Annotated in this window: 24 protein-coding genes, 1 other RNA gene and 1 pseudogene; 5 read left to right on the top strand and 21 right to left on the bottom strand. The window is 62.0% G+C overall.

The window, feature by feature from the left end; genetic code table 11:
- Positions 1–43: 43 nt before the first annotated feature.
- The 11 genes and pseudogenes from KVT38_RS23145 to glyQ all read right to left on the bottom strand — a co-directional run bounded on the left by KVT38_RS23145 (position 44) and on the right by glyQ (position 11,466).
- The gene (locus tag KVT38_RS23145; protein ID WP_483298185.1) at positions 44–541 is read right to left on the bottom strand and encodes a Fur family transcriptional regulator; all 498 of its coding nucleotides are present in this window, start codon (positions 539–541) and stop codon (positions 44–46) included.
- 58 nt (positions 542–599) lie between these two features.
- Positions 600–1,011, bottom strand: an RNA gene (rnpB, locus tag KVT38_RS23140) — RNase P RNA component class A.
- A 103-nt stretch (positions 1,012–1,114) separates the two neighbouring features.
- A complete protein-coding gene (locus tag KVT38_RS23135; protein ID WP_217596113.1) occupies positions 1,115–2,230 on the bottom strand; it encodes a Nif3-like dinuclear metal center hexameric protein in 1,116 nt (371 codons plus the stop codon).
- Positions 2,197–3,033, bottom strand: coding sequence for a tRNA (adenine(22)-N(1))-methyltransferase (locus tag KVT38_RS23130; protein ID WP_217596112.1), 837 nt, complete (start codon positions 3,031–3,033; stop codon positions 2,197–2,199). Before KVT38_RS23130 ends, KVT38_RS23135 begins: the two co-directional genes overlap by 34 nt.
- 2 nt (positions 3,034–3,035) lie before the next feature.
- Complete coding sequence (locus tag KVT38_RS23125; protein ID WP_217596111.1) at positions 3,036–3,869, bottom strand: hypothetical protein; 834 nt, start codon at positions 3,867–3,869, stop codon at positions 3,036–3,038.
- A 104-nt stretch (positions 3,870–3,973) separates the two neighbouring features.
- Positions 3,974–5,110, bottom strand: a pseudogene (rpoD, locus tag KVT38_RS23120) (RNA polymerase sigma factor RpoD).
- A 31-nt stretch (positions 5,111–5,141) separates the two neighbouring features.
- Positions 5,142–6,968, bottom strand: a complete 1,827-nt coding sequence (gene dnaG / locus KVT38_RS23115; protein ID WP_217596110.1) for a DNA primase — start codon at positions 6,966–6,968, stop codon at positions 5,142–5,144.
- Positions 6,969–7,016: 48 nt separating this feature from the next.
- Positions 7,017–7,487: a YaiI/YqxD family protein gene (locus tag KVT38_RS23110; RefSeq protein WP_217596109.1), complete on the bottom strand. Its 471-nt coding sequence runs from the start codon at positions 7,485–7,487 to the stop codon at positions 7,017–7,019.
- 164 nt (positions 7,488–7,651) lie between these two features.
- Positions 7,652–8,458 carry a pyruvate, water dikinase regulatory protein gene (locus KVT38_RS23105; protein WP_217596151.1) on the bottom strand — a complete coding sequence of 269 codons (807 nt, stop codon included), beginning with the start codon at positions 8,456–8,458 and terminating at the stop codon, positions 7,652–7,654.
- 40 nt (positions 8,459–8,498) lie between these two features.
- Positions 8,499–10,586 (bottom strand): glycine--tRNA ligase subunit beta, encoded by a 2,088-nt coding sequence (glyS, locus tag KVT38_RS23100; RefSeq protein WP_217596108.1) that lies wholly within the window; start codon positions 10,584–10,586, stop codon positions 8,499–8,501.
- Complete coding sequence (gene glyQ / locus KVT38_RS23095) at positions 10,579–11,466, bottom strand: glycine--tRNA ligase subunit alpha (RefSeq protein WP_217596107.1); 888 nt, start codon at positions 11,464–11,466, stop codon at positions 10,579–10,581. The genes glyS and glyQ overlap by 8 nt, the downstream gene beginning before the upstream one ends.
- Before the next feature lie 492 nt (positions 11,467–11,958).
- On the opposite strand from glyQ, the gene KVT38_RS23090 reads away from it, so the two are divergent.
- The 5 genes from KVT38_RS23090 to KVT38_RS23070 all read left to right on the top strand — a co-directional run bounded on the left by KVT38_RS23090 (position 11,959) and on the right by KVT38_RS23070 (position 16,497).
- Positions 11,959–12,630, top strand: a complete 672-nt coding sequence (locus KVT38_RS23090) for a response regulator transcription factor (RefSeq protein WP_217596106.1) — start codon at positions 11,959–11,961, stop codon at positions 12,628–12,630.
- The gene (locus KVT38_RS23085; protein WP_217596105.1) at positions 12,627–14,018 is read left to right on the top strand and encodes a HAMP domain-containing sensor histidine kinase; all 1,392 of its coding nucleotides are present in this window, start codon (positions 12,627–12,629) and stop codon (positions 14,016–14,018) included. Before KVT38_RS23090 ends, KVT38_RS23085 begins: the two co-directional genes overlap by 4 nt.
- 106 nt (positions 14,019–14,124) lie before the next feature.
- Positions 14,125–15,042, top strand: coding sequence for an ABC transporter ATP-binding protein (locus KVT38_RS23080; RefSeq protein WP_217596104.1), 918 nt, complete (start codon positions 14,125–14,127; stop codon positions 15,040–15,042).
- Positions 15,039–15,758, top strand: a complete 720-nt coding sequence (locus KVT38_RS23075; RefSeq protein ID WP_217596103.1) for an ABC transporter permease — start codon at positions 15,039–15,041, stop codon at positions 15,756–15,758. The genes KVT38_RS23080 and KVT38_RS23075 overlap by 4 nt, the downstream gene beginning before the upstream one ends.
- Position 15,759: 1 nt before the next feature.
- Positions 15,760–16,497 (top strand): ABC transporter permease, encoded by a 738-nt coding sequence (locus tag KVT38_RS23070; protein WP_217596102.1) that lies wholly within the window; start codon positions 15,760–15,762, stop codon positions 16,495–16,497.
- Between the two features lie 6 nt (positions 16,498–16,503).
- On the opposite strand, the gene KVT38_RS23065 is transcribed toward KVT38_RS23070, so the two are convergent.
- The 10 genes from KVT38_RS23065 to KVT38_RS23020 all read right to left on the bottom strand — a co-directional run.
- Entirely contained in the window at positions 16,504–17,232 is a 729-nt protein-coding gene (locus tag KVT38_RS23065) for a DUF6081 family protein (protein ID WP_217596101.1), read from the bottom strand.
- A 24-nt stretch (positions 17,233–17,256) separates the two neighbouring features.
- The gene (locus KVT38_RS23060; protein WP_217596100.1) at positions 17,257–18,177 is read right to left on the bottom strand and encodes a prenyltransferase; all 921 of its coding nucleotides are present in this window, start codon (positions 18,175–18,177) and stop codon (positions 17,257–17,259) included.
- A 139-nt stretch (positions 18,178–18,316) separates the two neighbouring features.
- On the bottom strand, positions 18,317–19,081 hold the full coding sequence (gene recO / locus KVT38_RS23055) for a DNA repair protein RecO (protein ID WP_217596099.1): 765 nt from the start codon (positions 19,079–19,081) through the stop codon (positions 18,317–18,319).
- A gap of 90 nt (positions 19,082–19,171) precedes the next feature.
- Complete coding sequence (locus tag KVT38_RS23050) at positions 19,172–19,330, bottom strand: YqzL family protein (protein WP_217596098.1); 159 nt, start codon at positions 19,328–19,330, stop codon at positions 19,172–19,174.
- Between the two features lie 108 nt (positions 19,331–19,438).
- Entirely contained in the window at positions 19,439–20,344 is a 906-nt protein-coding gene (era, locus tag KVT38_RS23045; protein WP_217596097.1) for a GTPase Era, read from the bottom strand.
- Positions 20,341–20,790, bottom strand: a complete 450-nt coding sequence (gene cdd, locus KVT38_RS23040; RefSeq protein WP_217596096.1) for a cytidine deaminase — start codon at positions 20,788–20,790, stop codon at positions 20,341–20,343. The genes era and cdd overlap by 4 nt, the downstream gene beginning before the upstream one ends.
- Positions 20,791–20,831: 41 nt before the next feature.
- Entirely contained in the window at positions 20,832–21,203 is a 372-nt protein-coding gene (locus tag KVT38_RS23035) for a diacylglycerol kinase family protein (RefSeq protein WP_217596095.1), read from the bottom strand.
- A complete protein-coding gene (gene ybeY, locus KVT38_RS23030) occupies positions 21,200–21,763 on the bottom strand; it encodes an rRNA maturation RNase YbeY (protein WP_217596094.1) in 564 nt (187 codons plus the stop codon). Before ybeY ends, KVT38_RS23035 begins: the two co-directional genes overlap by 4 nt.
- Complete coding sequence (locus KVT38_RS23025) at positions 21,760–24,024, bottom strand: HD family phosphohydrolase (protein ID WP_217596093.1); 2,265 nt, start codon at positions 24,022–24,024, stop codon at positions 21,760–21,762. The genes ybeY and KVT38_RS23025 overlap by 4 nt, the downstream gene beginning before the upstream one ends.
- 15 nt (positions 24,025–24,039) lie before the next feature.
- A partial coding sequence (locus KVT38_RS23020) for a PhoH family protein (RefSeq protein WP_217596092.1) occupies positions 24,040–24,594 on the bottom strand: 555 nt, incomplete at its 5' end.

The raw sequence follows: 24,594 nt of genomic DNA, 5'->3' as shown, positions 1-24,594 counted from the left end.
GCAGTATGCCGCAAACGCGTCAACACGCATTCGTCGCTCGCGGCTAGCGGGCGATCGTCTTCGCGCCTTCCTGCTGGCATTCCTCGCACACGCCGTAAATCTCGAAGCGATGGCTCAGCACGCGGTAGCTGCCGGGCAGCTCGAGATCGTCCTTCATCGGGCAATAATCGAACGACAGCGTCTTCTCGCAGTTCGTGCAGATGAGATGGTGATGATGGTGCTTGGCGCAGTTCGCCCTGAACTTGAGACCGCCGTCCATAAAATAAAATTGCTCCAGCACGCCCATATCGCTGAGCATCCGGAGATTGCGGTAAACGGTGTTAAAGCTGACGCTCGGATACTTCACCGAGAGCTGGTCGTATACGTCCTTCGGAGACAAATAGCCTTCGGTATCGGCAAAAATGCGGGCAAGCGTCCGGCGCTGGTCGGTAATGCGCCATCCGGCCCTGCTCATCATCGCCACCATCTCCTGAACCGTCGCGGCATCGTCGGCCGACGCTTCGTCATGACCGCATGCTTCGTTGTGCTCGTGCACGCTCACCTGTCTCGACCTCCTATCCTTTATGTAAAAAAGCAAGGACGGATTCATTGGCGCATAATCGGAAAGCGCGACGTAAGCCGGGTTCTGTACTTCCGGTGGTAAGACGGACCGGGTGGTCCTCCCACGGATGGAAGCGACAATCATCTATCTAGGCCGTACGTTGCCGCACGGCTCAAGCGACCAACCCGAACGCGCCCCGGGCAAGGGCCGCGGCTCAAGGCCGCTGCGTTCCTCTTCGGTCTTGCTCCGGATGGGGTTTACCAGGAGCAAAGTCGCCAGTGCTCCTCGTGGTCTCTTACACCACGGTTCCACCCTTGCCTGATCCGCGACGAATCGCGGCCATCGGCGGTCCGTTTCTGTGGCACTATCCTTCGGCTCGCGCCGACTGGACGTTATCCAGCATCCTGCCCTGCGGAGCCCGGACTTTCCTCTCGCGGCGCGAAGCCGCCAGCGATTGTCTGTCGAACTTTCCGATATGCACCGATAAGTATAACCAATATCGCGCCGATGCACAATGGCAGCGCCGCCCACCGGCGGAAAACAGCTGCTATAAGGGCTTTGTGCGGCGGTCGACTACTTCAGCCTGAACGGGTCCGTGTGCACCTCGGAGGCGAAAACTTCGGTCGCGTAGCCTTTCTCCGCGAGCCGTTCGCGCAGCCATTGCGCGGTCTTGGGACGCATGATCTTCTCCGCGTAATGACCCGGGTCGACGATCGCGAGCCCGCCCGCTTCGGCGTCCTGCGCCGAATGGAAGTCGATGTCGCCCGTGACGAGCACATCCGCGCCCATGAACATCGCCCGCTTGATATAGCTGCGGCCCGAGCCGCCGAGCACGGCGACCTTGCGCACCGGCCGCGCGCCTTCCCCGACGACGCGGACGAAAGGCATGCCGAGCCGCTCCTTGACGAGCTCGGCGAAGTCGTCCAGCGGCATGGCCGCCGGCAGCTTGCCGACGCGGCCGAGTCCGAACGAGCGGCCCTTCAGGTCGACGCCGTACAGATCGTAAGCGACCTCCTCATAAGGATGCGCCTTCAGCATCGCCTGCACAACCGACTTGCGCGCGCTCTCGGGCACGATGATCTCGATGCGCGTCTCCTCGGCGGTCGCCAGCTTCCCCTTTTCCCCTATGAATGGGTCGCTCCCCTCGCGGGGCATAAACGTGCCGACGCCGTCGACGTTAAAGCTGCAATGGCTGTAATTGCCGATCCATCCGCCGCCCGCGCGGAACATCGCGTCGCGTACGGTCTCGACGTGCGTCCGCGGCACGAACACGGCCAGCTTGTACAGCTTGTCCGTATGGACTTCCTCCAGCACGTCCCGGCCTTCGAGGCCGAGCGCCTCCGCCATCCAGTCGTTGAGACCGCCCTCGGCGGTATCGAGGTTCGTATGCGATACGTAAACGGCGATGTCCCGCCGGATCAGCTCCGCAGCCAGGGCGCCGGCCGGCGTATCGGTCTGCAGGTGGGCGAGCGGCCGGTAAATGACCGGATGATGGGCGACGATAAGCTCCGCGCCCAGATCGACCGCTTCCTGCACGACGCGCGCATTGACGTCCAGCGTCACCAGCACCCGCTTGATCTCCTTGCGCAGCGAACCGACCTGCAGGCCGATCTTGTCCCCTTCGACCGCGAAGTGCTTCGGCGCGAGCCGCTCCATCAATTGGGCGATCGTCTCTCCCCTTGCAAGCATGCCAGCACCTCCTCGATATCGTTCGTCGTGCGCGTCCACGCTTCCAGCTTCGCCCGCGTGTCCGCGGCTTCCGATTGCTTCATCCCATGCGCGATGCGCGCCCGCTTCGCCAGCTCGCCGCGCCACTTCGCCATGAACGCTTCGTCCGGCGAACGGAGCAGCAAAGGTCCCATCTCGTACAGCAGCCCCGTCGGGACCGCTCTGCAGCCGGCGCCCAGCAGCGACGTATCGTAGAGCGACGTGTGCCTGGCCGCTGACTCTTCCGCGCTTACGGCGCGCTCCGCCCGGAGCAGCGTATAAATCTCGCCGTCCTCTTCGATCAGACGCTCCAGCTCAAGCACATAGCGATTCGCCTCGAGCCAGCGCCGCACCTGATCCTCGGCCACATGCGGCGACAGGATCAGCGTCGTCACGCCGGACAGCGCCTCGCCCGCTTCCTCGAGCAGACGCACCATCAGGCTGCCGCCCATGCCGGCGATGCAGACGGTGTCCACTTCGTCCCGCGCGAGCACCGACAGCCCGTCGCCATGGCGGACCGACACGATGTCCGAGACGCCCGCGGCTCGAACCTGCCGGCGCGCCGCCTCGGCCGGTCCGGCGTTCACGTCGCCCGCAACACCGTAGACGATCGTGCCGGACAGCGCCAAATGCACGGGCAGCAGCGCGTGGTCGGTGCCGATATCCGCGAACCTTGCGCCTTGCTTCACGAGACCGGCAAGCGCGGCGAGACGCCTGGACAGCTTCGGCGCTTCAGGCGGGACTTTAGAAGCTTGTATTGAGGCATTGTCTTTATTTTCATTCATGCTCATGCAACCCATTCCATCCATTGTTTGCGCAGCCGGAACATCAGCGTGCCGACGAACGCGATTTTAACGATCAGCTCGACCTGGATCCAATTCCGGTCGACGCCGAACAGCGCCGAATACACTTCGGGCATAAACCATAAAATGAGCGCCGTCGCGAACAGCACGGCGCCGGTCGCCTTGAACTTGACGTGCGAGAACCAGCTGAGCCAGGCGAACAGCAGCGCCGCCGGCACCCAGAACACCTGCACCTCGAGCCAGCTCGGATCCGGCACCTGGCGCGAGAGCACCGCCGCATAGAGCGCGATGACGCCCATCCATCCGAGCCAGTGCAGCACGGCGAAGCGCTCCGCAATACCGCATACGATCCAGATCAGGGCGCTGGCGAGCAGCAGCACCAACAATCCCGGTCCGTCTGTCCAGCCCTGCACGTAAAGAATGACGGTGCCCGACGCGGGCAGCAGCAGCATGCCCGTGCTCAGCAACGCCAGGCCGCGCGCAGGCAACCGCTCCCTGTAGCGCGATCCGAGACCGACGAGTCCTCCCGTTCCGATGACCGCCACCGCGATTTGCAATGCCAGCGGAAACGCGCTAAAATGAAGGACAACAAGGCAGATCAAGGAAAATATGCCAATGACATACAACCATTGTTTTCCGGAAGCCTGACCGATCTGTCGCAGCTTTTCGCCCGCCGCGCTCTTGGGCCGGACCGTCAGATCGTCCAAATACAAATTCAGCAGGAAGTCGCAATACTGCTCGGGCAGCATTTTCGCCCGGCGCCAGGATTCGATCTCCCGCACGACCCATTTCCTCTTGTCCTCGTCCAATGGAGGCATGTCGACAGCTCCTCTCGCTACGCGGCACCCGGATGCCAAGAGGACCTTGCAGCCCATGGATCGGCGCAAGGTCCTCTGCATGAACGCAGTACGGCGTTCGGTTGTTACTCCAGGAAGTCCTTCAGACGCTTGCTGCGGCTCGGGTGGCGAAGCTTGCGCAGCGCCTTCGCTTCGATCTGCCGAATCCGCTCGCGCGTGACGCCGAATACTTTGCCGACTTCCTCGAGCGTGCGCGTGCGGCCGTCATCGAGTCCGAAGCGAAGCCTGAGCACGTTTTCCTCGCGTTCGGTCAGCGTGTCCAGCACGTCCTCCAGCTGTTCCTTCAGCAGCTCGTAAGCCGCCGCGTCGGCCGGCGCGAGCGCCTCCTGATCCTCGATGAAGTCGCCCAGATGCGAATCGTCCTCTTCGCCGATCGGCGTCTCGAGCGATACCGGCTCCTGCGCGATCTTCATGATCTCGCGGACCTTGTCTACGCTGAGCTCCATTTGCTCCGCGATCTCTTCTGGCGCAGGCTCCCGGCCGAGCTCCTGCAGCAGCTGACGCGATACGCGGATCAGCTTGTTGATCGTCTCGACCATATGGACAGGAATCCGGATCGTGCGCGCCTGGTCGGCAATCGCCCGCGTAATCGCTTGTCGGATCCACCAGGTGGCGTACGTGCTGAATTTGTAGCCCTTCGTATGGTCGAACTTCTCGACGGCTTTGAGCAGGCCCATGTTGCCCTCTTGAATGAGGTCGAGGAACAGCATACCTCTGCCCACATACCGCTTTGCGATGCTGCCGACCAGACGCAGGTTCGCTTCGGCCAGGCGCATTTTCGCTTCCTCGCCGCCTTCGCCGCCGATCTCGATCTTCTTCGCCAGCTCGACCTCGTCGTCGGCGCCGAGCAGCGGCACACGTCCGATCTCCTTCAAGTACATGCGAACCGGATCGTTGATCTTGATGCCGGGCGGGAGCGACAGATCGTCGTCGAAGTTGAACTCGTCGCGTTCGTCCTCGTCGCGTTCGCGATCGCGTCCGCCTCCGATCTCGTCGTGGTCGTTAACGACCTCGATGCCGTGATCGGCCAGCTGCTCGAAGAAATCGTCGATTTGCTCGGCGTCCTGGTCGAACGGAGACAGCTACTCCATGATGTCTTTGTAGGTCAGTCCGCCCTTTTTCTTGCCTTGTTCGATGTGCAGCGACTTGACCTGCTCCAGCGAGCTCTCCGTCTCGAGTCCGGTGTGTTGGTCGGTCGCCATTTCCGACTCCCTCCTCCCTGAAGCGGCGGCTTCAGCTTTCCTTCTGCCGTCTCTCCAGGGCGATAATCTCTGTCAATATTTGCGCGGCGCGCAATGGATCACCGGTACGCTCCGCTCGGTTCATTTCTTCATACAAGCTCTGCAAATCGTCCTTTTTCGTCACCTGGCGCTCGACCGTCCGCATGCAATCGACAAGCTCCCGTTCTCCGAAGGGCACCTCGATCAGCGCGATGGCGCTGGTCGCGCGCTCGAGCCGGTCGTCCTGCAGCGTGGCGATGAATCTTCCTATGTCAGGCTGGTTGCCCTGCGCGTAATAGGCATATAGATAAGCAGCGATTGCCGCGTGATCCTCCACATGGAAGCGATCGCCCAACCGTTCCTGGACGATTCCCGCCGTCTCTGCGTCCTGCAGCATCCACGACAGGAGGTACTGCTCGGCCTTGACATAGTCGACCGACACTTTGGGAAGCTTGGCCGAACTACGGTTATCATTCCATTCATTATTCCACGATCCGCCCGGAATATCCCCAGTCGTTCCCAATTTCTCCTGCTGCCTGATCTTGAATACGTCCTGCTTCAAGCTGTCCGTCGAAGCCCCGAATTCCTGCGCCAGCTCCTTGAGCGTCAATTCCCGTTCGGTAGCCGATTCGCGCCTGGCTACGAGCTTGATGGCGTCTTCGAGATACCGGAGCTTCCCGTCTTCTTCTAGCAGTATATGGGACTTCCTCAAATAGATGAGCTGAAATTTGAGGGCGGACACCGCGCCTTCGACGATCTCCCGCATAAAGGCTTCGGAGCCGTATGCCGAGATGTATTCGTCCGGGTCCATCTTGCCGGGCAGCACGCCCACCCGCACTCTGAAGCCGGCGTTCTCCAGGAGCGGGATGCTCTTGCTCGCCGCGGCCATCCCCGCATCGTCCCCGTCGTAGCATACGATCGACTCGTCCGCGTAGCGCTTCAGCAAGGATGCGTGCTCGCCGGTGAGCGCGGTTCCCATCGTCGCGACGCCGTTGTGCACGCCGGCCGACCACGCCTTGATGACGTCCATGTAGCCCTCGAGCAGCACGACCTGCCTCGTCTTGCGGATCGTGCCCTTCGCCGCGTGGAACCGGTACAGCGTCCGACTCTTGCTGAACAGCGGCGACTCGGGCGAATTGAGGTACTTGGGCTGCCCGTCCGACATGAGCCTTCCCGCGAACGCGATGATCTTGCCGTCGCCGTCGTGGATCGGGAACATGACGCGATCGCGGAAGCGGTCCACGAAGCCTTCGCCTTCATGCCGCCTCGAGAGCAGTCCGCCCCGCTCCATGTCCGCCAGGTCGAAGCCCTTCTTGTCCAGCGCCTGCGTCAGCGTGTCCCAGCGCGCAGGCGCGTAGCCGAGCCCGAACTCCTCGATCAGCTTGTCCGTCATGCCGCGGTCCCGAAGATAGTTCATCGCTCCGGTGCCGGCCGCAGTGTTGCGCAGCACGGCATGGTAGAACTTCGCCGTGTAGGCGTGCGCCTCCGTCATGACGGAGCGCTCCTTCTGGCGCTCGGACGGCTCGCCCTCGTGCGCCTGCCAGGAGATCGGGATGCCCGCCTCCTCGCACATGCTCCGGATCGCCTCGGGGAACGTCTCGTTTTCGATTTCCATGATGAACTTGACGACGTTGCCGCCCTTGCCGCAGCCGTAGCAATGAAAGATCTGCTTCTCCGGCGTCACCGTGAAGGAAGGCGTGCGCTCGGAATGGAACGGGCACAGCCCCTTCAAATACTTGCCGTTTCTGGACAACTGAACGTAACGACCGACGGTCTCCGCAATGTCGTACCGCCGAAGAACCTCGTCGATCGTCTCTTGTGGAATCATGCCGTTATTCATATTAAGCCATCCGCCCTGCCGTTCGATTTCGGCACGTAATACAATTCGCTAAGCGAACGAATTCTCCTGCAACTTCCGAAGCAGCATTGTCAGTTTTTGTTGAAAGCGGTCGCGGTCCTCGTCCGTGAACGGCTTGGGCCCTCGCGTCCGCATCCCGCCGCGCCGCTGCTTCGCCGAAAAGTGCCGCTGCGCGAGCAATCCGTCGATATCGTCTTCGCCGATCAATTTGCCGCGCGGCGTCAGCACTGCCGCCCCGCGCGCCAGACCGAGCGCGGCCAAGCCGTAATCGCCGGTGACGAGGACGTCCGAGCTTCTAAGCGCATTGGCGATATACAGGTCCGCCGACTGGTCGCTGGCGTCCACCGTCACGACGTCGACGCCCTCCTCGGCGCGAAGCACATGCGCATGCGAAGATACGAGCAGCGCTCTCGTCCCCGCCGCCCTCACGCATGCGGCGATCTCCGGCTTCACCGGACAGGCGTCCGCGTCGACGACGACCCGGACCGGATTGTGCAGCATTCGACACCCCGTTCATCGATGATGTTGTGAGTCCCTATTATATACGCTACCGGCTCGATAAATCCTTCCTGCGCCACAAAATTTAAGGCCGCGTTCCCGTAAGAAAGCAACAACCAGCCGCCTTGTAGGCATGCCGGTTGTCCGCCGTTTTTGTCGATAAGCGTCTATTTTTCCAACTGCTCCATGATCAGGCTCGCCGTTTCTTCGACCGCCTTGTTCGACACGTCGATAATGACGCAGCCGAGCTTTTTCATGATGCCGTGCGCGTATTCCAGCTCCTGCTGAATCCGCTCAGCCGTCGCGTACGAAGCCGTGTTGGGCAGGCCGAGCGCCTTGAGCCGTTCGACGCGGATCGCGTTCAGCGCATCCGGCCGGATCGTCAGTCCGAACACCTTGGTCTTCGGAACGAGGAACAGCTCCCGCGGTGGCGTTAGCTCGGGCACGAGCGGCACGTTGGCGACTTTGTAGGTGCGATGCGCGAGCACCATGGACAGCGGGGTCTTCGACGTCCGGGAGACGCCGGTCAGCACGATGTCCGCCTTGCTCACGCCGGTCACGTCGCGGGCGTCGTCGTAACGCACCGCGAACTCGACCGCTTCGACCTTGCGGAAGTACCCGGCGTCGAGCACGTGGTTCAGCCCCGGCTCGTGCCGCGACTGGCAGCCGAAGCGCTGCTCCATCTGGTCGATGAGCGGGCCGAGCAGATCGATCGCCGAGATGCCGCGCCGGGCGGACTCCGACGCCATGTAGGTACGGAGCGCGTCGATGACGAGCGTGTACAGGACGACGGCGCGCTCGCTCTGCGCCGCATCGAGCACGGCGTCGATCGCCGCCTCCCGCTGGATGAAGCCGGCCCGCCGGATTTGCACCTTGAGCGGGTGAAATTGGGCGGCTGCCGCCCGCACCGCCAGCTCTCCGGTGTCGCCGGCGGAGTCGGATACGACGTAGACGGTTATGCTTGTAGCTTCGATGGTGCATCCCTCCGTTCGAGTGGCTGCGACGAAGACAGGGTCAGCCCGCCAGCTTGGCGAAGTCGGCGAAGCCGCGCACGTCGTCGGCGATCAGGCCGAGCAGCGCCAGCCGGTTGCGGCGAATCGCCTCGTCGTCGGCCATGACCATGACCGCCTCGAAAAACGCGGCGATCGGCCCGCTGAGCTCGGACAGCGCGGTCAGCGCGTCGGACAGCCTCGTCTCGGCCGTCGCGGTCACGATCCGACCGTGCGCGTTCATCCACGCTTCGTAGAGCGCGCCCTCGGCCGGGTCCGCGAACAGCGACGCGTCCACCTGGCGCGAATCCCCGCCTTTGGCCGCGAGATTCGCGACGCGGCCGAACGCTTCGGCCGCGGGACGGAACGCCTCGCGATCGTCGCCGCCCGCAGCGGCCTGCAGCGCCTGCGCGCGAAGCACGGTGCGGCGGACGTCGTCGCAGCCCGCGCCGAGCACCGCGTCGGTGACGTCGTAGCGGATTTGCTGCTCCGTCAATACGTTCTTTACCCGCAGCGCGAAAAATTCGCTCAGGTCCTTGGACACGTCAAACGCTTCGCGCTTGCCGAGACCGGCGGCCGCGAAGACGTCGAGCGACAGCCGGAACAGATCCGACAGCTTGAGCTCGAGTCCGTGCGCGAGCAGCGTGGACACGATACCTGCGGCCTGGCGGCGCAGCGCGTACGGATCCTGGGAGCCGGTCGGCACGATGCCGATCAGGAAGCAGCCGACGATCGTGTCGAGCTTGTCGGCGATGCCGACGATCGCGCCCACGAGCGAAGCCGGCGGATTGTCCGACGCGTTGCGCGGCGAATAATGCTCGTTGATCGCCTTGGCGACCGCGGGCTTCTCGCCGAACTTAAGCGCGTAGTCTTCGCCCATGATGCCCTGCAGCTCGGGAAATTCGTACACCATCTGCGTCACCAGGTCGAATTTGCAAATGTCCGCTGCGCGCGAGACGTCCGTGCGGACCGTCTCGTCGGCTCTCAACAGCTCGGCCAGCTTGTCGGCGGTCGCGCGGATGCGGCGCACCTTGTCGGCGACCGTGCCGAGCTCCTCGTGGTAAACGATGCTCTCGAGCTTCTGCCGGAAGCCGTCGATGCGTCCCTTTTGATCCTCCGCATAGAAAAACTTCGCGTCCGACAGCCGGGCGCGCAGCACCTTCTCGTTGCCTTTGGCGACGGCTTCGAGCGAGGCGGCGTCGCCGTTGCGCACGGTGACGAAGTGCGGCTGCAGCTTGCCCTGCGCATCCAGCACCGGGAAGTAGCGCTGATGCTCGCGCATGGACGTAATAAGTACCTCCTGCGGGATGTCGAGGAAGGCGGGATCGAACGAGCCGGACAGCGCTGTCGGCGTCTCGACGAGGAAAAGCACCTCTTCGAGCAGATCGTCCTTGATCGCGATCTCCCAGCCGCGCGACTTAGCCAGCTCGCCGAGCTGCGCTACGATCGCCTCGCGGCGCTCGTCGACATCGGCGATGACATGCTGCTCGCGCAGCTTCGTCAAGTATTCGGACGGCGCGGCGATCTCCGCGTCCGCGCCGAGGAAGCGATGTCCGCGGGTCGTGCGTCCGGTCTCGACGCCGGTGATCGCGAACGGCACGACCGCTTCGCCGTGCAGCGCGACGAGCCAGCGGATCGGACGCACGAAGCGCAGATCGTAGGCGCCCCAGCGCATGTTTTTCGGGAACGTCATCGACGTAACGATCGCGGGCAGCGCTTCGGGCAGCAAGCCGGCCGTCTCGACGCCGATGCTGGACTTGTTGGCGTACACGTACTCGACGCCGCCGAGCTCCTTGAAGAACAGCGCTTCGGGCTCGACCGCGTTGCTGCGGGCGAAGCCGAGCGCGGCCTTCGTCCAGGCGCCGCTGTCGTCCTGCGCAATCTTGCGCGACGGTCCTTTGACCTCCTCGCTCACGTCCTCCTGACGGTCCGCCAAGCCTGTGACGACGACGGCCAATCGGCGCGGCGTCGCGTAGGCGGTCACGCCTTCGTGCGCGAGGCGGCTCGCTTCGAGCCATTTCTCGATTTTGTCCTTCAGCTGTTCCATCGCGCCGCGCACGAACCGTGCTGGCACTTCCTCGAGGCCGATCTCGAGCAGCAGATCCTTAGGCATTGTCGTTCGCCTCCTTCTTCAGCAGCGGGAATCCGAGCCGCTCGCGCTCCTGCAGGAACGTCGCCGCGACGGCGCGCGCCAGATTCCGTACTCTTGCGATATAACCTGTGCGCTCGGTGACGCTGACAGCACCGCGAGCATCAAGCAGGTTGAACGTATGGGAGCACTTGAGCACATAATCGTACGCCGGGAAGACCAAATTCTCGTCCATCGCGCGCTTAGCTTCGGCTTCGTATGTCGAGAACAGGTTGAACAGCATCGCAGCGTCCGACACTTCGAACGTATATTTGGAATGCTCGTATTCCGGATGCTTGAACACGTCGCCGTAAGTTACTCCATTTACCCACTCCAGATCGTAGACGTTCTCCTTATCCTGGATATAGGAGGCCAGGCGCTCCATGCCGTAAGTGATCTCGGCCGAGACCGGGTGGCAGTCGATGCCGCCGACCTGCTGGAAATACGTGAACTGCGTAATCTCCATGCCGTCCAGCCAAACCTCCCAGCCCAGACCCGCGCAGCCAAGCGAAGGATTCTCCCAGTTGTCCTCGACGAACCGGATATCGTGCTTAAGCGGGTCGATGCCGAGCCGCTTCAAGCTCTCGAGGTAGAGCTCCTGGATGTTGTCCGGCGAAGGCTTCATGATCACCTGAAACTGATGATGCTGGTACAGCCGGTTCGGATTTTCGCCGTAGCGTCCGTCCGCCGGACGGCGGGACGGCTCCACGTACGCGACGTTCCACGGCTCCGGTCCGATCGCGCGCAGGAACGTCATCGGGTTCATCGTGCCCGCGCCCTTTTCGGTGTCGTAAGGCTGGACGACGATGCAGTCCTGCTCCGCCCAAAATTGCTGCAGGGTCAATGTCATCTGCTGAAAATTCAAGTCCGCCACTCCTTCGAAATTGAAGTATCGCTCTCGTCAAGCAAGGCGCTGCGGTGCGACAAAAAGCTCCCGTCCCACGTCTGCCCTGCAGACATAGGGACGGGAGCTGATCCCGCGGTTCCACCCTACTTGACACCCGAAGCGCCGTTCCCTCGATCCCGCTCTCGGATCGGGGCCGCCGTTCGTCTGCCCGCTCTTTGCCATGGCTGTCTTCTCGGGAGCGCCATTCGCCGGTTCGTCGCGCCGGGCTCGCACCGCCCCCGGCTCGCTGCAGCTGCCGACAGGCAACCGGCTACTTTTTCTCCTTCAACAAAGCTCTCGGCCATTAATATGCATCATTCTAGCCGAAAAACGCCGGAGCTGTCAAATCTCATGCAACGTTCGGGACGGCGCAGACCGTCGCATTTTTAAACGAAATTTAACTTTGCAAATCGTGCGAGCTGTGCCTATCATGTGAAAAAGCGATTGTTATACAGAAACAAGGAGGAGCGAATGAAACGTATCCTATATATCGAAGACGATCCCGAGATCGGCGCCTGGGTCCGGGAAGACCTGGAGCGGCGAGGCTATGCCGTCGACTGGCTGACCTCCGGCGAAGGCTCGGTCTCCCGGGTGCGGGAAGCGGATATCGTCGTACTGGACATCATGCTGCCGGGGCTCGACGGATACTCGGTCGGTCAGCGGCTGAAGCAGGAAGCGCCGGATGTGCCGGTGCTGTTGCTATCCGCCCGCACGGCGGTCGACGACAAGCTACAAGGTCTCGGATTTGCCGACGACTATATGACCAAGCCGTTCCACCCCGACGAATTGGCCGCCCGGCTCGACGTACTGATGCGGCGCTACGGACGCGAGTCCGCACGGGAGGTGCGCCTCGGGCACCTGCTCGTTCGGGTGGACGAGCAGAGCGTCATTGACAAAAGAACGGAAAAAGAAATACCGCTTACCGCCAAGCAACTGCAAATTCTGCAGTGCTTTTTGCGGAATCCGAACCGGATCCTGACGAAGGAGCAGCTGTACGAGGCGGTCTGGGGGGAACCCTATATCGACGGCGACAAGACAGTTATGGTACACATTCGCTATCTCCGCGAGAAGCTCGAGATCGATCCCGGGTCGCCTTCGGTCATCGAGACCGTGCGGGGGATCGGCTACCGCGTGAGACAATGAAGGGGACGCGCTCGCTGTTCGTCAGATATTCGCTCATCGTGCTGTGTGCGATCTTGCTCCTGCCCCTGACCTTCCCGATCGTCACGATCGTCCTCTCTCTTCCTTTTTCGGCACGTTCCGAGACTTCCAACCCATACAGGGACGGAAGCAAGCTGACGGCGATGTGGCACCGGGAAGCGAAGGCGCTGTCGAACGCCAAAGATGCGGATATCGATGCCGCGTTGCAGCGGTTGAAGGCGAGATACCCGGAAGCGGGCATGTTCTGGGTCGATGCCGGCGGCCGGACCCGGTTGTATCTGTCCGACCTGGATCCGCCTCCCGACGTCTGGCCGCCGTCGTACGCGGTCTCCTTCATGAAAGCCCGCATCGGCGGAGATCCGTTCACGGTCGTTGCCTTCGTCGGAGACCGGGACAATGGCGCCTTCATGGTTTTCGAGGTGCCTCGGGGAGTCATGAAGGCGCCCGGAGAGCGTGTTCGCGAGCAATATCCGTACGTCCTCGTCGGGAGCGCCTTGCTCGTGCTGGGCCTGTTCCTGTCCGTATCCCTAATGTTCTTCTACCGGCTTCGCTGCCGGCTCGTCCGGCTGGAACGGGCGATGACGCCGGCTCCGGACGCCGACGGCGACATCCCCGCACAGATCGAGCCGGGCCGACAGGACGAGATCGGAAGGCTCGAGACCGCGTTCAACGATATGGTGCGCAAGCTTGAAGACAGCCGACGCAGGGAGGCAGGGGAGGAATTGCTGCGACGGGATTTGATCGCCAACCTGTCTCATGACCTGCGGACGCCGCTAACCGCCATTAACGGCCATGTGTACGGCCTGCGGAACGAGTCCCTGTCCGCGCGCGGGCGCGAGTCAGTCGCACTCGTCGAACAAAAGATCGGATATCTTGGCCAACTGATCGACAATCTGCTGTCCCATGCCCTTCTTTCGGCGGGCAGGTATCCCTACCATCCCGATGTCGTCGATATCGTCCGCACTGTTCGTACGCTGCTCGCGGGCTGGTACCCGGCATTCGAACGGGAAGGTTTCGAGATCGATGCCGACTTCCCCGACAACGCGGTCTGTTGGACGATCGACGCCGCCTGGCTGGAGCGGGTGCTGGATAACTATTTTCAAAATGCGCTTCGCCATGCCAAGTCCGGCTATTATATCGGTCTCCGCGTGGAAGAGAGAGACGGCGGCGCCATCGTCATCGCCGATCGCGGGCCGGGACTTGTCGGCGTCTCCACCGACAAGGGCGCGGGTCTCGGCCTGTCCATCGCCTCCCTCATGCTGAAGGAGATGAACCTCTGCGCCGACATCGTCAGCGGCGATCCGGCAAGCGGCTCCCCAGGCACGACAATCCGCATACGCCAGCTTGAAGCTTTGCCGCCTTCCGAATAACCGGAAGAGGCGAGGCTTTTTATATGCTGATTTTAAACGAATTTTAAACGCAATAGGCCATCGGCTTTAATCTTGGTCCGGTATGATAGGACAAGAGGTGATGGGAATGAATGAACCGATCGTACACATGGAAGGCCTGACCAAAAAACTGGGCGGCAGAGCCGTCGTCGACCAGGTGAACGCAAGTGTGGAGAAAGGAGACATATACGGCTTCCTCGGACCGAACGGCGCGGGGAAAACGACGACGATCCGGATGCTGCTCGGCTTGTCGCGTCCGACGTCCGGCAGCATCCGGATCTTCGGCCGCGACATACGGCGCGAGCGGATCGCAGTGCTCCGCAAGGTCGGCTCGCTGGTCGAGTATCCGTCATACTACGGGCACTTGAGCGCCATAGAAAACCTCGAGGCGGTGCGCAGACTGATGCATGACGTGCCGCGAAGCCGCATCGACGAGGTTCTGTCCGTGGTACGGCTCGCCAAGGACGCCAATCGGCAGGTCAAAGGCTATTCGCTTGGCATGAAGCAGCGGCTCGGCATCGCGACCGCGATGCTGGGCCGGCCCGAACTTCTCGTACTCGACGAGCCGACCAACGGTCTGGATCCTGCCGGTATTCTGGAAATGCGGGAGCTGATCAAGTCGTTGCCGGCGGAGCAGGGCGTTACCGTTATCGTATCGAGCCACCTGCTGTCCGAAGTGGAGCAGATGGCGACACGCGTCGGTATCATCTCCAAAGGCCGAATGCTGTTCGAGGATACAATCGTAGAACTTCGCAGGAAGGCCCGCTCTCGCATCGTGTTCGGCGTGAGCGATCCGGAGGGGGCATGGCGCCTGCTGCTGGTGTGCGGCTATCGGGCCGAATGGGACCGCGTCAAGCTATTCGTGGAGCCGGGCGGCGACGAGGAGGTGGCGGCGATGGTGGCCGAACTCGTACGGCATGAACACGCCGTATATCGGGTAGAGGAGGAGCGCGCGTCGCTCGAGCGCATCTTCCTCGACATGACACGCGGGGAGGGAAGCTTATGAGCATCCGGGTTCTATCCGCGGAGCTGCTGAAAATTCGCCGTAAGCTGATCTGGCTGCTCGTCGCGCTCGGTCCAGGCGGCGTCGTCGGCTTGACGGCGCTGAATTACGGACTGCGGCTCGACTATTTGACCAAGCTGCACGCGAACGACCTGTGGGGAGGACTGATCGGCGATATAACGGCGCTGATGGTGCCTGCGCTTTTCATGGGACTCGCCATCGTCTCCTCCATGGCGGCGGGCATCGAGCATCAGACCAACGCTTGGAAGATGACGCTTGCTCTCCCCGTGACGCGGACCCAGACATTTCTAGGCAAGTTTCTGCTGACCTCGCTTCTGCTTCTCCTCTCGTCGACTTTAACGGGGCTGGGCACGATCGCGCTCGGTCTTGCACTGGGCTTCGAAGCTTCCGGAATGTCCTGGGGATACTTGCTGGAACAGATCTATTATCCGTACGCCGCGATCATGCCGTTCATCGCGCTGCAGGTCGCGATGTCCGTCATGATGCACAATCAGGCGCTGCCCCTTGCCGTCGGTGTCGCGGGTACTGTCGTCTCGGTGTTCAGCGGGTCTCGCTTCGGAGATTGGTTCCCCTGGCGTTGGCCTTCCCTGCAAAACGAAGCGAATGACCCCCGATTCTCGGCCGCCCTCGGCTTGATAGGCGGCGTCGTAATTCTGGCTGCTGGATTAATGACCTTTAACAAAAAGGATGTGAAGTGAGATGCTGCGCATGATCCGCTCGGAGTGGTTAAAAACGCGTCGGTTGGCGAAGTGGCTCTTGCTCGGCGCAGCACCCGGTTCAGCCATCCTCACCGTCCTGTTCGGACTGTCGCTAGACATCGGCGCGACTGCGGACTTCCCTTGGAAGGAAGCGCTCGCGCTCGGGGCGGTGCTGTACGGCAGCCTCCTCCTCCCGTTGCTGACAGGCGTATATGCAGCGATCGTGTGCCGTTATGAACATTTCGGAGGAGGCTGGAAGCAGCTGCTGGCGCTGCCTGTCTCGCGCACGCAAGTATATATGGTCAAACTGGCGTACGTTGCAGGGTTGATCGCGTTCACGCAGGTCCTCTTCCTCGCGCTGCTACTGTTGCTCGGCGCAATGAAAGGCGGAACAGGCTCGATCCCGTGGGCGACGATGCTGAGCGCTGCATGCGGAGGCTGGATCGCCTCCCTGCCGTTGGCCGCGCTGCAGCTTGCGGTGTCCTCGGCCTGGACGAGCTTCGCGGCTCCTCTGGCCGTGAACGTCGCCTTCACGCTGCCCAACATGCTCGTCGCCAATTCGGAGACATATGCCCCCTACTACCCCTGGCTTCAGCCGATGCTGGCGATGACCCCGGGAAATGCCTACCAATTCGGCGCCTTCGGTCTGTCGCCTCTCAGCCTATACGCGGTCGTATTCGGCAGCTTCGTCCTCTTCCTCGGTGCAGGCTGGGGAGCATTTTTCCGAAGATCGTTCTAGCGGCAGTTACTCCCGGATCGAGACCTTCACCGGCGAATACTCGGCGATGACCGTCTGGCCGTGCACCGACACGCTGCCCTCCGGCGACAGATCCTTCTCCGTCATGATGCCGAGCGCGATCGTGAAGCGATTCATCTTGACCGGCACTTCCCGTTCGCGCCGCACTTCGACGCCGTTCAGGTAAAAGGCGACTTCGTCCTCGGCGCGGTTGTATACGATCTTGTACGTATTAAACTCGCGCGCCTTGAAGTTCGTATCCTCCTGGAACACGCAGAAAAACCGGGTCTTGTCCGACTTTGGCACCTCGACGCCGGGGAAGGGCAGCACCGCATACACGGAGGCGTATTTGTCGTTGCCCGCGAAAAAGTCGAGCGCGGCGCCCGTCGTGAAGTCGAGCAGGTTCAAAGACACGTAGCCGTCGTACAAGTCGCCGGGCGCCGTGCCCGTCGTGCGAGCGCGAATTTCGAGCTCGAAGCTGACCTCCCCGTTTTCCGGCACGACGACCTCCTCCACCGAGTAGTACATATGCTTCGCGTTGTCCAATATCTGCACGCGGTCGTGGCTGCGGCTTAGCTGCGCGCGAACGTACAGAATGCCGTTGCGAACGATGACGACCGCGTCGGGCTCGCGATACTCCCAGAACGTACCGTCGGGCAGCGGAAAACCGCCGATTTTCCACGTCTCTCCCTCCGCTAAAATGCGGTGAAAATTGCCGAACACCAGCTGCTTTTCCATTGAAACGGATCACTTCCCATTCATTTATTGGATAAGTCCTTGAACGATCAAACAGACGATCAGCACGGAGCCGCAGCGATTGGCGGCCTTGACGGAAGCGCCCATAAGCGGCAGATAAGCACGCGAGCTGTTCTGCTCCTGAAGGCGGCCGTAGACCAAGTACAGCGGAATCGCCGTAAGCAGGCCGACGAGCGCGTAAGCGGGCAGCGCGCCGGCGAGTACCGCCGCGACGAGCGACAGCGCCGCGAGGCCGAGCAGCAAACGCGAGAACTGCAGAGCGCGGCGTTCGCCCCAAACGACGACCAGCGTCCGCTTGCCCGCCGCCAGGTCCGCCTGCCAGTGCAGGAAATGGTGGTTAAACAAAATCAGCGTCGTAAGCAGTCCGATCGGCAGCGACAGCAAAATCGCCCGGTAATCGAACGTCGACGTTTGCACGTAATAAGAGCCCAGCACCGGCAGCACGCCGAACGCGAGCAATATGGCGATCTCGCTGTAGCCCTTGCCCCGGTAACCGAATCGGATGGGCGGCGCGACGTAGAAATAAGCGATCAGTCCGCCGAGCGCGCCGAAGACGAACGCCCAGATACCGCTTAGCAGCGCCAGCGCAATGCCGCTCGCGGCGGCGAGCGCGAACAAGCCCCAAGTGACCGCCGCGAACGTGCGCATGCTCCAAACGCCGTTCGTCAAATATCCCGAATTCGTGCCGATCGCGTCCGCCGTATTTTTAGCCGCCTCGTCCGTGCCGTTCTTATAGTCCCAGAGATCGTTGATCATATTCGAAAACAGGTGGGCCGCGCCGGAGCCGACGAGCGTGAGCAAGAGCAGCCAAATATCGAAGACGCCGTTCCACACGTAAGCGCCCAGCGCCCCAAGCGCGACGGGCATCAGCATGACCGGGATGACGCGCATTCGCGAAGCTTTCATGAACCGTTTGAAGGATTCCATCTTCCGCATCCTTTCCTGAAGGAGATGATCGAACAATTGCGCATAATAAAACGGCCTCGCCGACCTGTCGTACCAGCGAAACCGTCCCTTTGCTTGCATCGCGTATGTTACTTACTATAGTATAGCACATACTGTCGAATCAGGGTACCGGTTTGAAGAAATCGTCGCCCCGTTCCCATTGATCCAAAAAATGCCTCGACTTTAAGTTCAGAGCCAGATGATGATCGTACCAGCGGCGCATGACCTGCGCCAGCTGCTTGGCCGTGGCGTCCTTGACGGTCACGTTGCCGAGCCTGCGCATATCCATCGCGGAAAATACGCGGAGCAGCTTCCACACGCCTTCCTCCAGCTCCATTGCTCTCGGATCGCGATGACGGCAGAGCGTGCAAAGGGCGCCGCCTCCCGCGGCGCTGAAGTAGAAAGTCCCATCCGCGCGCCCGCAGTTTGCGCATTCGTCCAGCATCGGCGCATAGCCTGCGACGGCCGCGATCTTCATCTCGAACAGCCGCGCGACGATCCGGGGATCCTTGCCCTCCGAGATCGCCTGAAGACCTGCATGCAGCTGATGATAGAGGTAGGCGCCCGCATCCTCGTCTTGAATGGCGCGGTCGCAGAGCTCTACCATATAGGAGGCATAGGCGGCCTGATCGAGCCCTTCCCGCAAACCTCTGAAGGAATCTATGATCTCGCCGCTGTTCAGGCTGCCGAGGCCGCCGCCCTTGTAAAAGGAAAAATCGCCGAGCGTAAACAGCTGGGCGAGCGATGAATAGCGGCTTTTCGGTTTGCGAGCGCCTTTGATGACGATCCCTTGCTTCCCCAAAGACGGCGTCATGATCGTGACGATCTTGTTGCCTTCCCCGTAATCGATGCTGCGTATGACGATGCCTTCCGTCCGATAGAGCAACGGCCTCTCCCCGTTTCTGTCGCCCCTTCGGGGCGGGGTCGCGCGCCGCCTGCCATCGCGGTGCGCGCCGGGCGCGGGCAGAAGCCGATGTCAAGACAAAGCTCCCGCGCCGTCCTCTTCCCCTTCGCCCTCTGGAACCGGCTGGTCCGGCGCCAGACCGGCGGTTCCGGGCTGAATCATTTCCTTGTACAGCAGGTAGGCTTCGATATCGCCGGTCTGCGTAAAGACGTGCCACGTGAAGTCCCGCACAGCGTCACATCCTCCCGGTGGAAATGAAATCTTCCCATATCGCCACCGTTAGAATGCCACCGCGGGCGCCCCCGTATGCCTGTTAACATTTGTCCGGAATGCCGGAAGTCAGTCGTTCCTGAAGCCGAGCGACTTTAGCACCGACTCCCGGTTGCGCCAGTCTTCCTTCACTTTGACCCATAGCTCGAGAAAAATCTTGGAGCCGAGCAGCCGCTCCATATCGTGCCGCGCCCGCTTGCCGACTTCCTTGAGCGCAGCGCCATTTTTCCCGATAATGATCCCCTTCTGCGACGGCCGCTCCACATAGATGACCGCGCCGATGTTCACGACGCCGTTGTCCCCGGTGCCCATGCTCTCGATCTCGACGGCGATCGAGTGCGGAATCTCCTCGCGGGTCGTCTGCAGAATCTTCTCCCGGATAAGCTCCGCGCAGATGAACTGCTCCGGATGGTCCGTGATCTGGTCGGCCGGGTAGTACATCGGGCCTTCGGGCAGATAGCGGCCGATCTGCTCGAGGAGCGTCGTCACATTGCTGCCGTCCCGGGCCGATACGGGCACGACCTCCGTGAAGCTGTGGAGCTTGCTGTATTTGTCGATGATCGGCAGCAGTGCTTCCGGCTGGACCTTGTCGATCTTGTTCAGCACGAGGAAGACGGGTGTATTCACCTTTTTGAGCTGCTCGATAATAAACCGGTCGCCGCCCCCGAGCTCCTCCGATACGTCGGTCAGGAACAGGATCGCTTCGACCTCTTCGAGCGCCCCGAGCGCGGACTTCACCATGAAGTCGCCGAGCTTGGAGTTCGACTTGTGAATGCCCGGCGTGTCGAGAAAGACGATCTGCTTGTCCTCCGTCGTGTACACGCCGTGAATCTTGTTGCGGGTCGTCTGCGGCTTGTCGCTCATAATCGCGATCTTCTGCCCGATCACCTGGTTCATCAGCGTCGACTTGCCCACGTTCGGCCTGCCGACGATGGCGACGAAGCCCGACTTGAATTTGCCTTTTGGTTCGCTCATTCTGCTTTCCTTCCCTCCGCCAGCCGCGCCGGCGTGAATGCGCCGGGCAGCAGCTCGGCGACCGTCATGATCGATATGTCTCCCTTATCATTGCCCATAATGACGGGCAAATCCGGCCCGCCCAGCTCGACGAGCACCTGCCGGCAGACGCCGCAGGGCGTAATCGGTCCTTCCGTGCGGCCGGTGACGGCGATCGCCCGGAAGCTGCCGGGTGCATGGCCGTCCGCGATCGCGCGGAACAGCGCGGTGCGTTCGGCGCAATTGCCCGGACTGTACGCCGCGTTTTCGACGTTGCAGCCGTAATGGATGGCGCCCGTGCCATCGACCAGCGCAGCGCCGACCTTGAAACCCGAATAAGGCACATAGGCCTTATCCATCGCCTTGGCGGCCTCGGCGAGCAGCTGCTCGGGCGTCCAGCCGAGCGCCTCTATATTGATGTCCCCCATCTGTCATCCTCCGAATCGGCCCTCGCACGGACCGAAATCAATTAACCCGCGATTCGCTCCCACAGGGGCGGCAAAAGCACGATCAAGCCGACGGACGCCGCGAATACCGAAGCGATCAGCACCGCGCCGGCTGCCGTATCCTTCGCCGCTTTGGCCAGCTCGCTTCGCTGCAGAGAGGCGTGGTCGACCGCGCGCTCGACGGCCGTGTTGACCAGCTCCGCGCAGAGCACCGCCGTGCACGCAGCCATGAGCCACATCCAGTCCCCTCGCGGCAGTCCGAGCCAAGCGGCGACGAGCAACACGACCGCGCTCGCCGCCAGATGGAACCGCATATGCGGCTCCGTTCGCAGCGCGTGCGCGATCCCGGCCAGCGCATGCCGGAACGACGCCGGCTCGGACTGGTTGCGGCTCACCGCGTCAAGCCCGCCTTGGCCAGTATCGCCTCTTGCTTGGCGAACATCTCGCGCTCCTCTTCCTCCGTGCCGTGGTCGTAGCCCATCAGGTGAAGAAAGCCGTGCACGAACAGGAAGCCGAGCTCGCGCTCGGCGCTGTGGCCGTACTCGACCGCCTGCTCGTGCATGCGCGGCACCGAGATGACGATGTCCCCGAGCAGCTCCTCGATGCGGTCAGCGTTCCCAGGCTCGTCGTCCTCCGTTTCGTCCTCGCCCGCTTCCCCGTTCAGTATATCGACCGTCGTCGTCTCGTAATCGTCCTCGTACAAAATCTCAAACTCCTCCGCGCCCTGCTCCCGCATCGGGAACGACAGGACGTCGGTCGCTTTGTCGAGACCTCTGTACGTCCGGTTCAGCTCGCGGATGCCCCCATTGTCCGTCAACGTCAACGTGACGATCCCGCCGGCGACGCCTTCGCCTTCCGCCGCCTCGTTCAGCAGCCGCGTCAACAAAGTCGGCCAGCCCGCTTCGCCCGCTCCGGCCTCCTCGCGCTCGTCCACCCATTCCAGCTTCAGGCTCATGCTTCCCGCTCCTTTTTGTCCGTGTCGTCTTTGGCTGCGCTCTCCTCGGGATATTTGATCCGCGAGTGGAACATGCCGATGACGGTCGTCTTCAGCGTCTCCGCGATCTGATTGAGCTCACGCACGGTCAGGTCGCATTCGCTCAGCTGTCCGTCGTCGAGCCGATCCTTAATGATCTTGGCGATGATCGACTCGACCTGCTCCACCGTCGGCGCGCCGAGCGAGCGCACCGCCGCCTCGACGCTGTCCGCGATGCCGACGATGGCCGCTTCCTTCGACTGCGCTTTGGGACCCGGATAGCGGAAATCGTCCTCGGTCCATTCGTTGTCGACGCCGGCCTGCTCCGCCTGCTTGACCGCCTTGTAATAAAAAAACTTTAGAAAAGTCGTGCCGTGGTGCTGCTCCGCGATATCCCGGATCTGCTTGGGAAGCTTGTGGGCCTTGAGCATATCCGCGCCGTCGCGGGCGTGCGCGATAATGATCGAGGCGCTCACCTTCGGGTCGAGCTTGTCGTGCGGGTTTTCCCCGCCGTTTTGATTTTCGATAAAATAGAGCGGTCGCTTCGTCTTGCCGACGTCGTGATAGAAGGAGCCCACCCGGCAGAGCAAGCCGTTCGCGCCGACCGATTCGGCCGCCGCCTCGGACAGATTGCCGACCATCAGACTGTGGTGGTACGTTCCCGGCGTCTCCGTCAGCAGCTTGCGAAGCAGCGGGTGATTCGGGTTCGACAGCTCGACCAGCTTGAGCGCGGACAAGATCCCGAACGTCATCTCGAAAAACGGCATGATGCCGATAACGAGGACGGCGGTCAGCAAGCCGCTCGCGAACATGAAGCCGACCGACTGGACGAGTTGGGTACGGTCCAGATCCGGGCCGACCAGCGTCAGCGCGGTCACCGCGAACGAGCCGAACAGGCTGACCATGATCCCCGCCTTCAGGATGGCGGATCGCTGGCTCGCCCTGTGGATCGCCAGCACCGACGTGAACAGCACGACCGCGGCGACGAAGCCGAAGCGGAAATCGAACAGGCTCGTCTGCTCGACGTTCATGACGATGCTCGCGTGAATGGTGAACAGCAGCGAGCCGACCATCGCCGTTTGCACGTCGATGAGCAGCGTCATGAGCATGCTGCCGAGCGCGAGCGGCGCGATATAGATAATATAGGGCCACGCCTCGCTGTGCGCCAGGGCGACCAGGTGCATGACGAGTATATTGATGGCGAAAATGAACAGAAGCATCAGCCAGTCGACGTTCGTTCGTTTCATCGCCGGCTTGGCGGCGGCAGCCGTCAGCTCGGCGTAGCTGTAGAGCGCAAGCATGAACAGCACGGACAGCATCAGCGCGCCGAGCTGCGGCCAGTACGTCCGCTGCTCCTGCAGCAGACCGAAGGCGTCGAGCCGCTCGTACGTCTCCTGGTCGATGACTTGTCCGGCCTTGACGATTACGTCGCCCTGCTTAATGACGACGGGCGGCGTATTCTGTTTGGCCTGGACCTTCGCTTCTTCGGTTGCGTCCTTGTCGTAGAACTTGTTCGGCGTCAGCACGAACCGCGACAGCTCCTGCACGATCTCACGCTGAGTCTTCAGCGCGAGCGAACTGCCGTTGACCAGCTCCGCCACCTTGGCGCGCGCGGCTTCGGCGTCTGTGATCGGATCGGTCATCAGCCTGCGGACGACGTCGCGGCCGACGGTCCGCATCTCTGCGATCTGCTCGGTCGTCAGCTTCGGCAGCTTGTAGAACGTCTCCTCGGGTATCCGGTAAGCTTGCGTTCGCACCGCTTTTTTCATTTCCTCGAACAAACTCGCCGAATAGAGGCCCGAGCCCGAATTCGCGCTGATGAACGTATCGATGAACTGATCGACGCGGTCCGGCAGCTCGGTGCGGTAGATCTCGATCTTCTGCTCCAGCGTCACCTGGTCGTCCTGGTTGAGCTGGTCGATGCGGACGAGAATGCTGTCGATCAGATTCTCGCTGTGCAGCGGCACGTACGGATAGATCGCGCCGATCTTCTCGGCCGCCTCCTCCTGCGCCTTAAGCGTCGCCTTCTCGTCGGTCGCCTGATGCGGCGCCTTGATGTCGTGCTCGCTCTTCGCGCCCAGCGTAATATCGTAAGTCTCCGGCACGAGGCGCGTCGACAGGCTGAAATAAAACAGCAGGACGAACGCGAGCAGCAGCAGTCCCTTGACTGCCGCGCTCTGCTTCCATCCTGCGGCAGCAAAGGAAGATAAAATACCCGCCGGGCCGCTTCGTGTCCGATTCATCCGGCGTTCGCTCCTTTACGTATTGGTCTCGTCGTCCTTCTGATAGGCCACGATGATCTTCTGCACGAGCGCATGGCGGACGACGTCCTGCTCGGAGAAGTACACGAGGCCGATCTCGGGAATATCCTTCAAAATGCGCTGCGCTTCGTTCAGGCCGGACTTCTTGCCCTTCGGCAAGTCGATCTGCGTCACGTCGCCCGTGATGACCATCCTGGAGCCGAAGCCAAGCCGCGTCAGAAACATCTTCATCTGCTCACCGGTCGTATTCTGCGCCTCGTCGAGGATGACGTACGAGTCGTCGAGCGTGCGTCCGCGCATATAGGCAAGCGGCGCGATCTCGATCATGCCCCGCTCGAGCGCCTTGGCGACGCCTTCAGGGCCGAGCACGTCGTTCAGCGCGTCGTAAAGCGGGCGCAAATACGGGTCGACCTTCTCCTGCATGTCGCCCGGCAGGAAGCCCAGATTCTCCCCGGCCTCCACGGCCGGGCGGGTGAGCAGGATGCGCTTGACGCGCCCTTCCTTCAGCGCGGCGCCCGCCGATACGACGGCCAGATAGGTTTTGCCGGTGCC

Source organism: Cohnella sp. GbtcB17, assembly GCF_019091135.1.
Classification (GTDB): domain Bacteria; phylum Bacillota; class Bacilli; order Paenibacillales; family Paenibacillaceae; genus Cohnella.
Note: the sequence above shows the minus strand (reverse complement) of the source record. Positions and strands in the feature narration are given on the sequence as shown.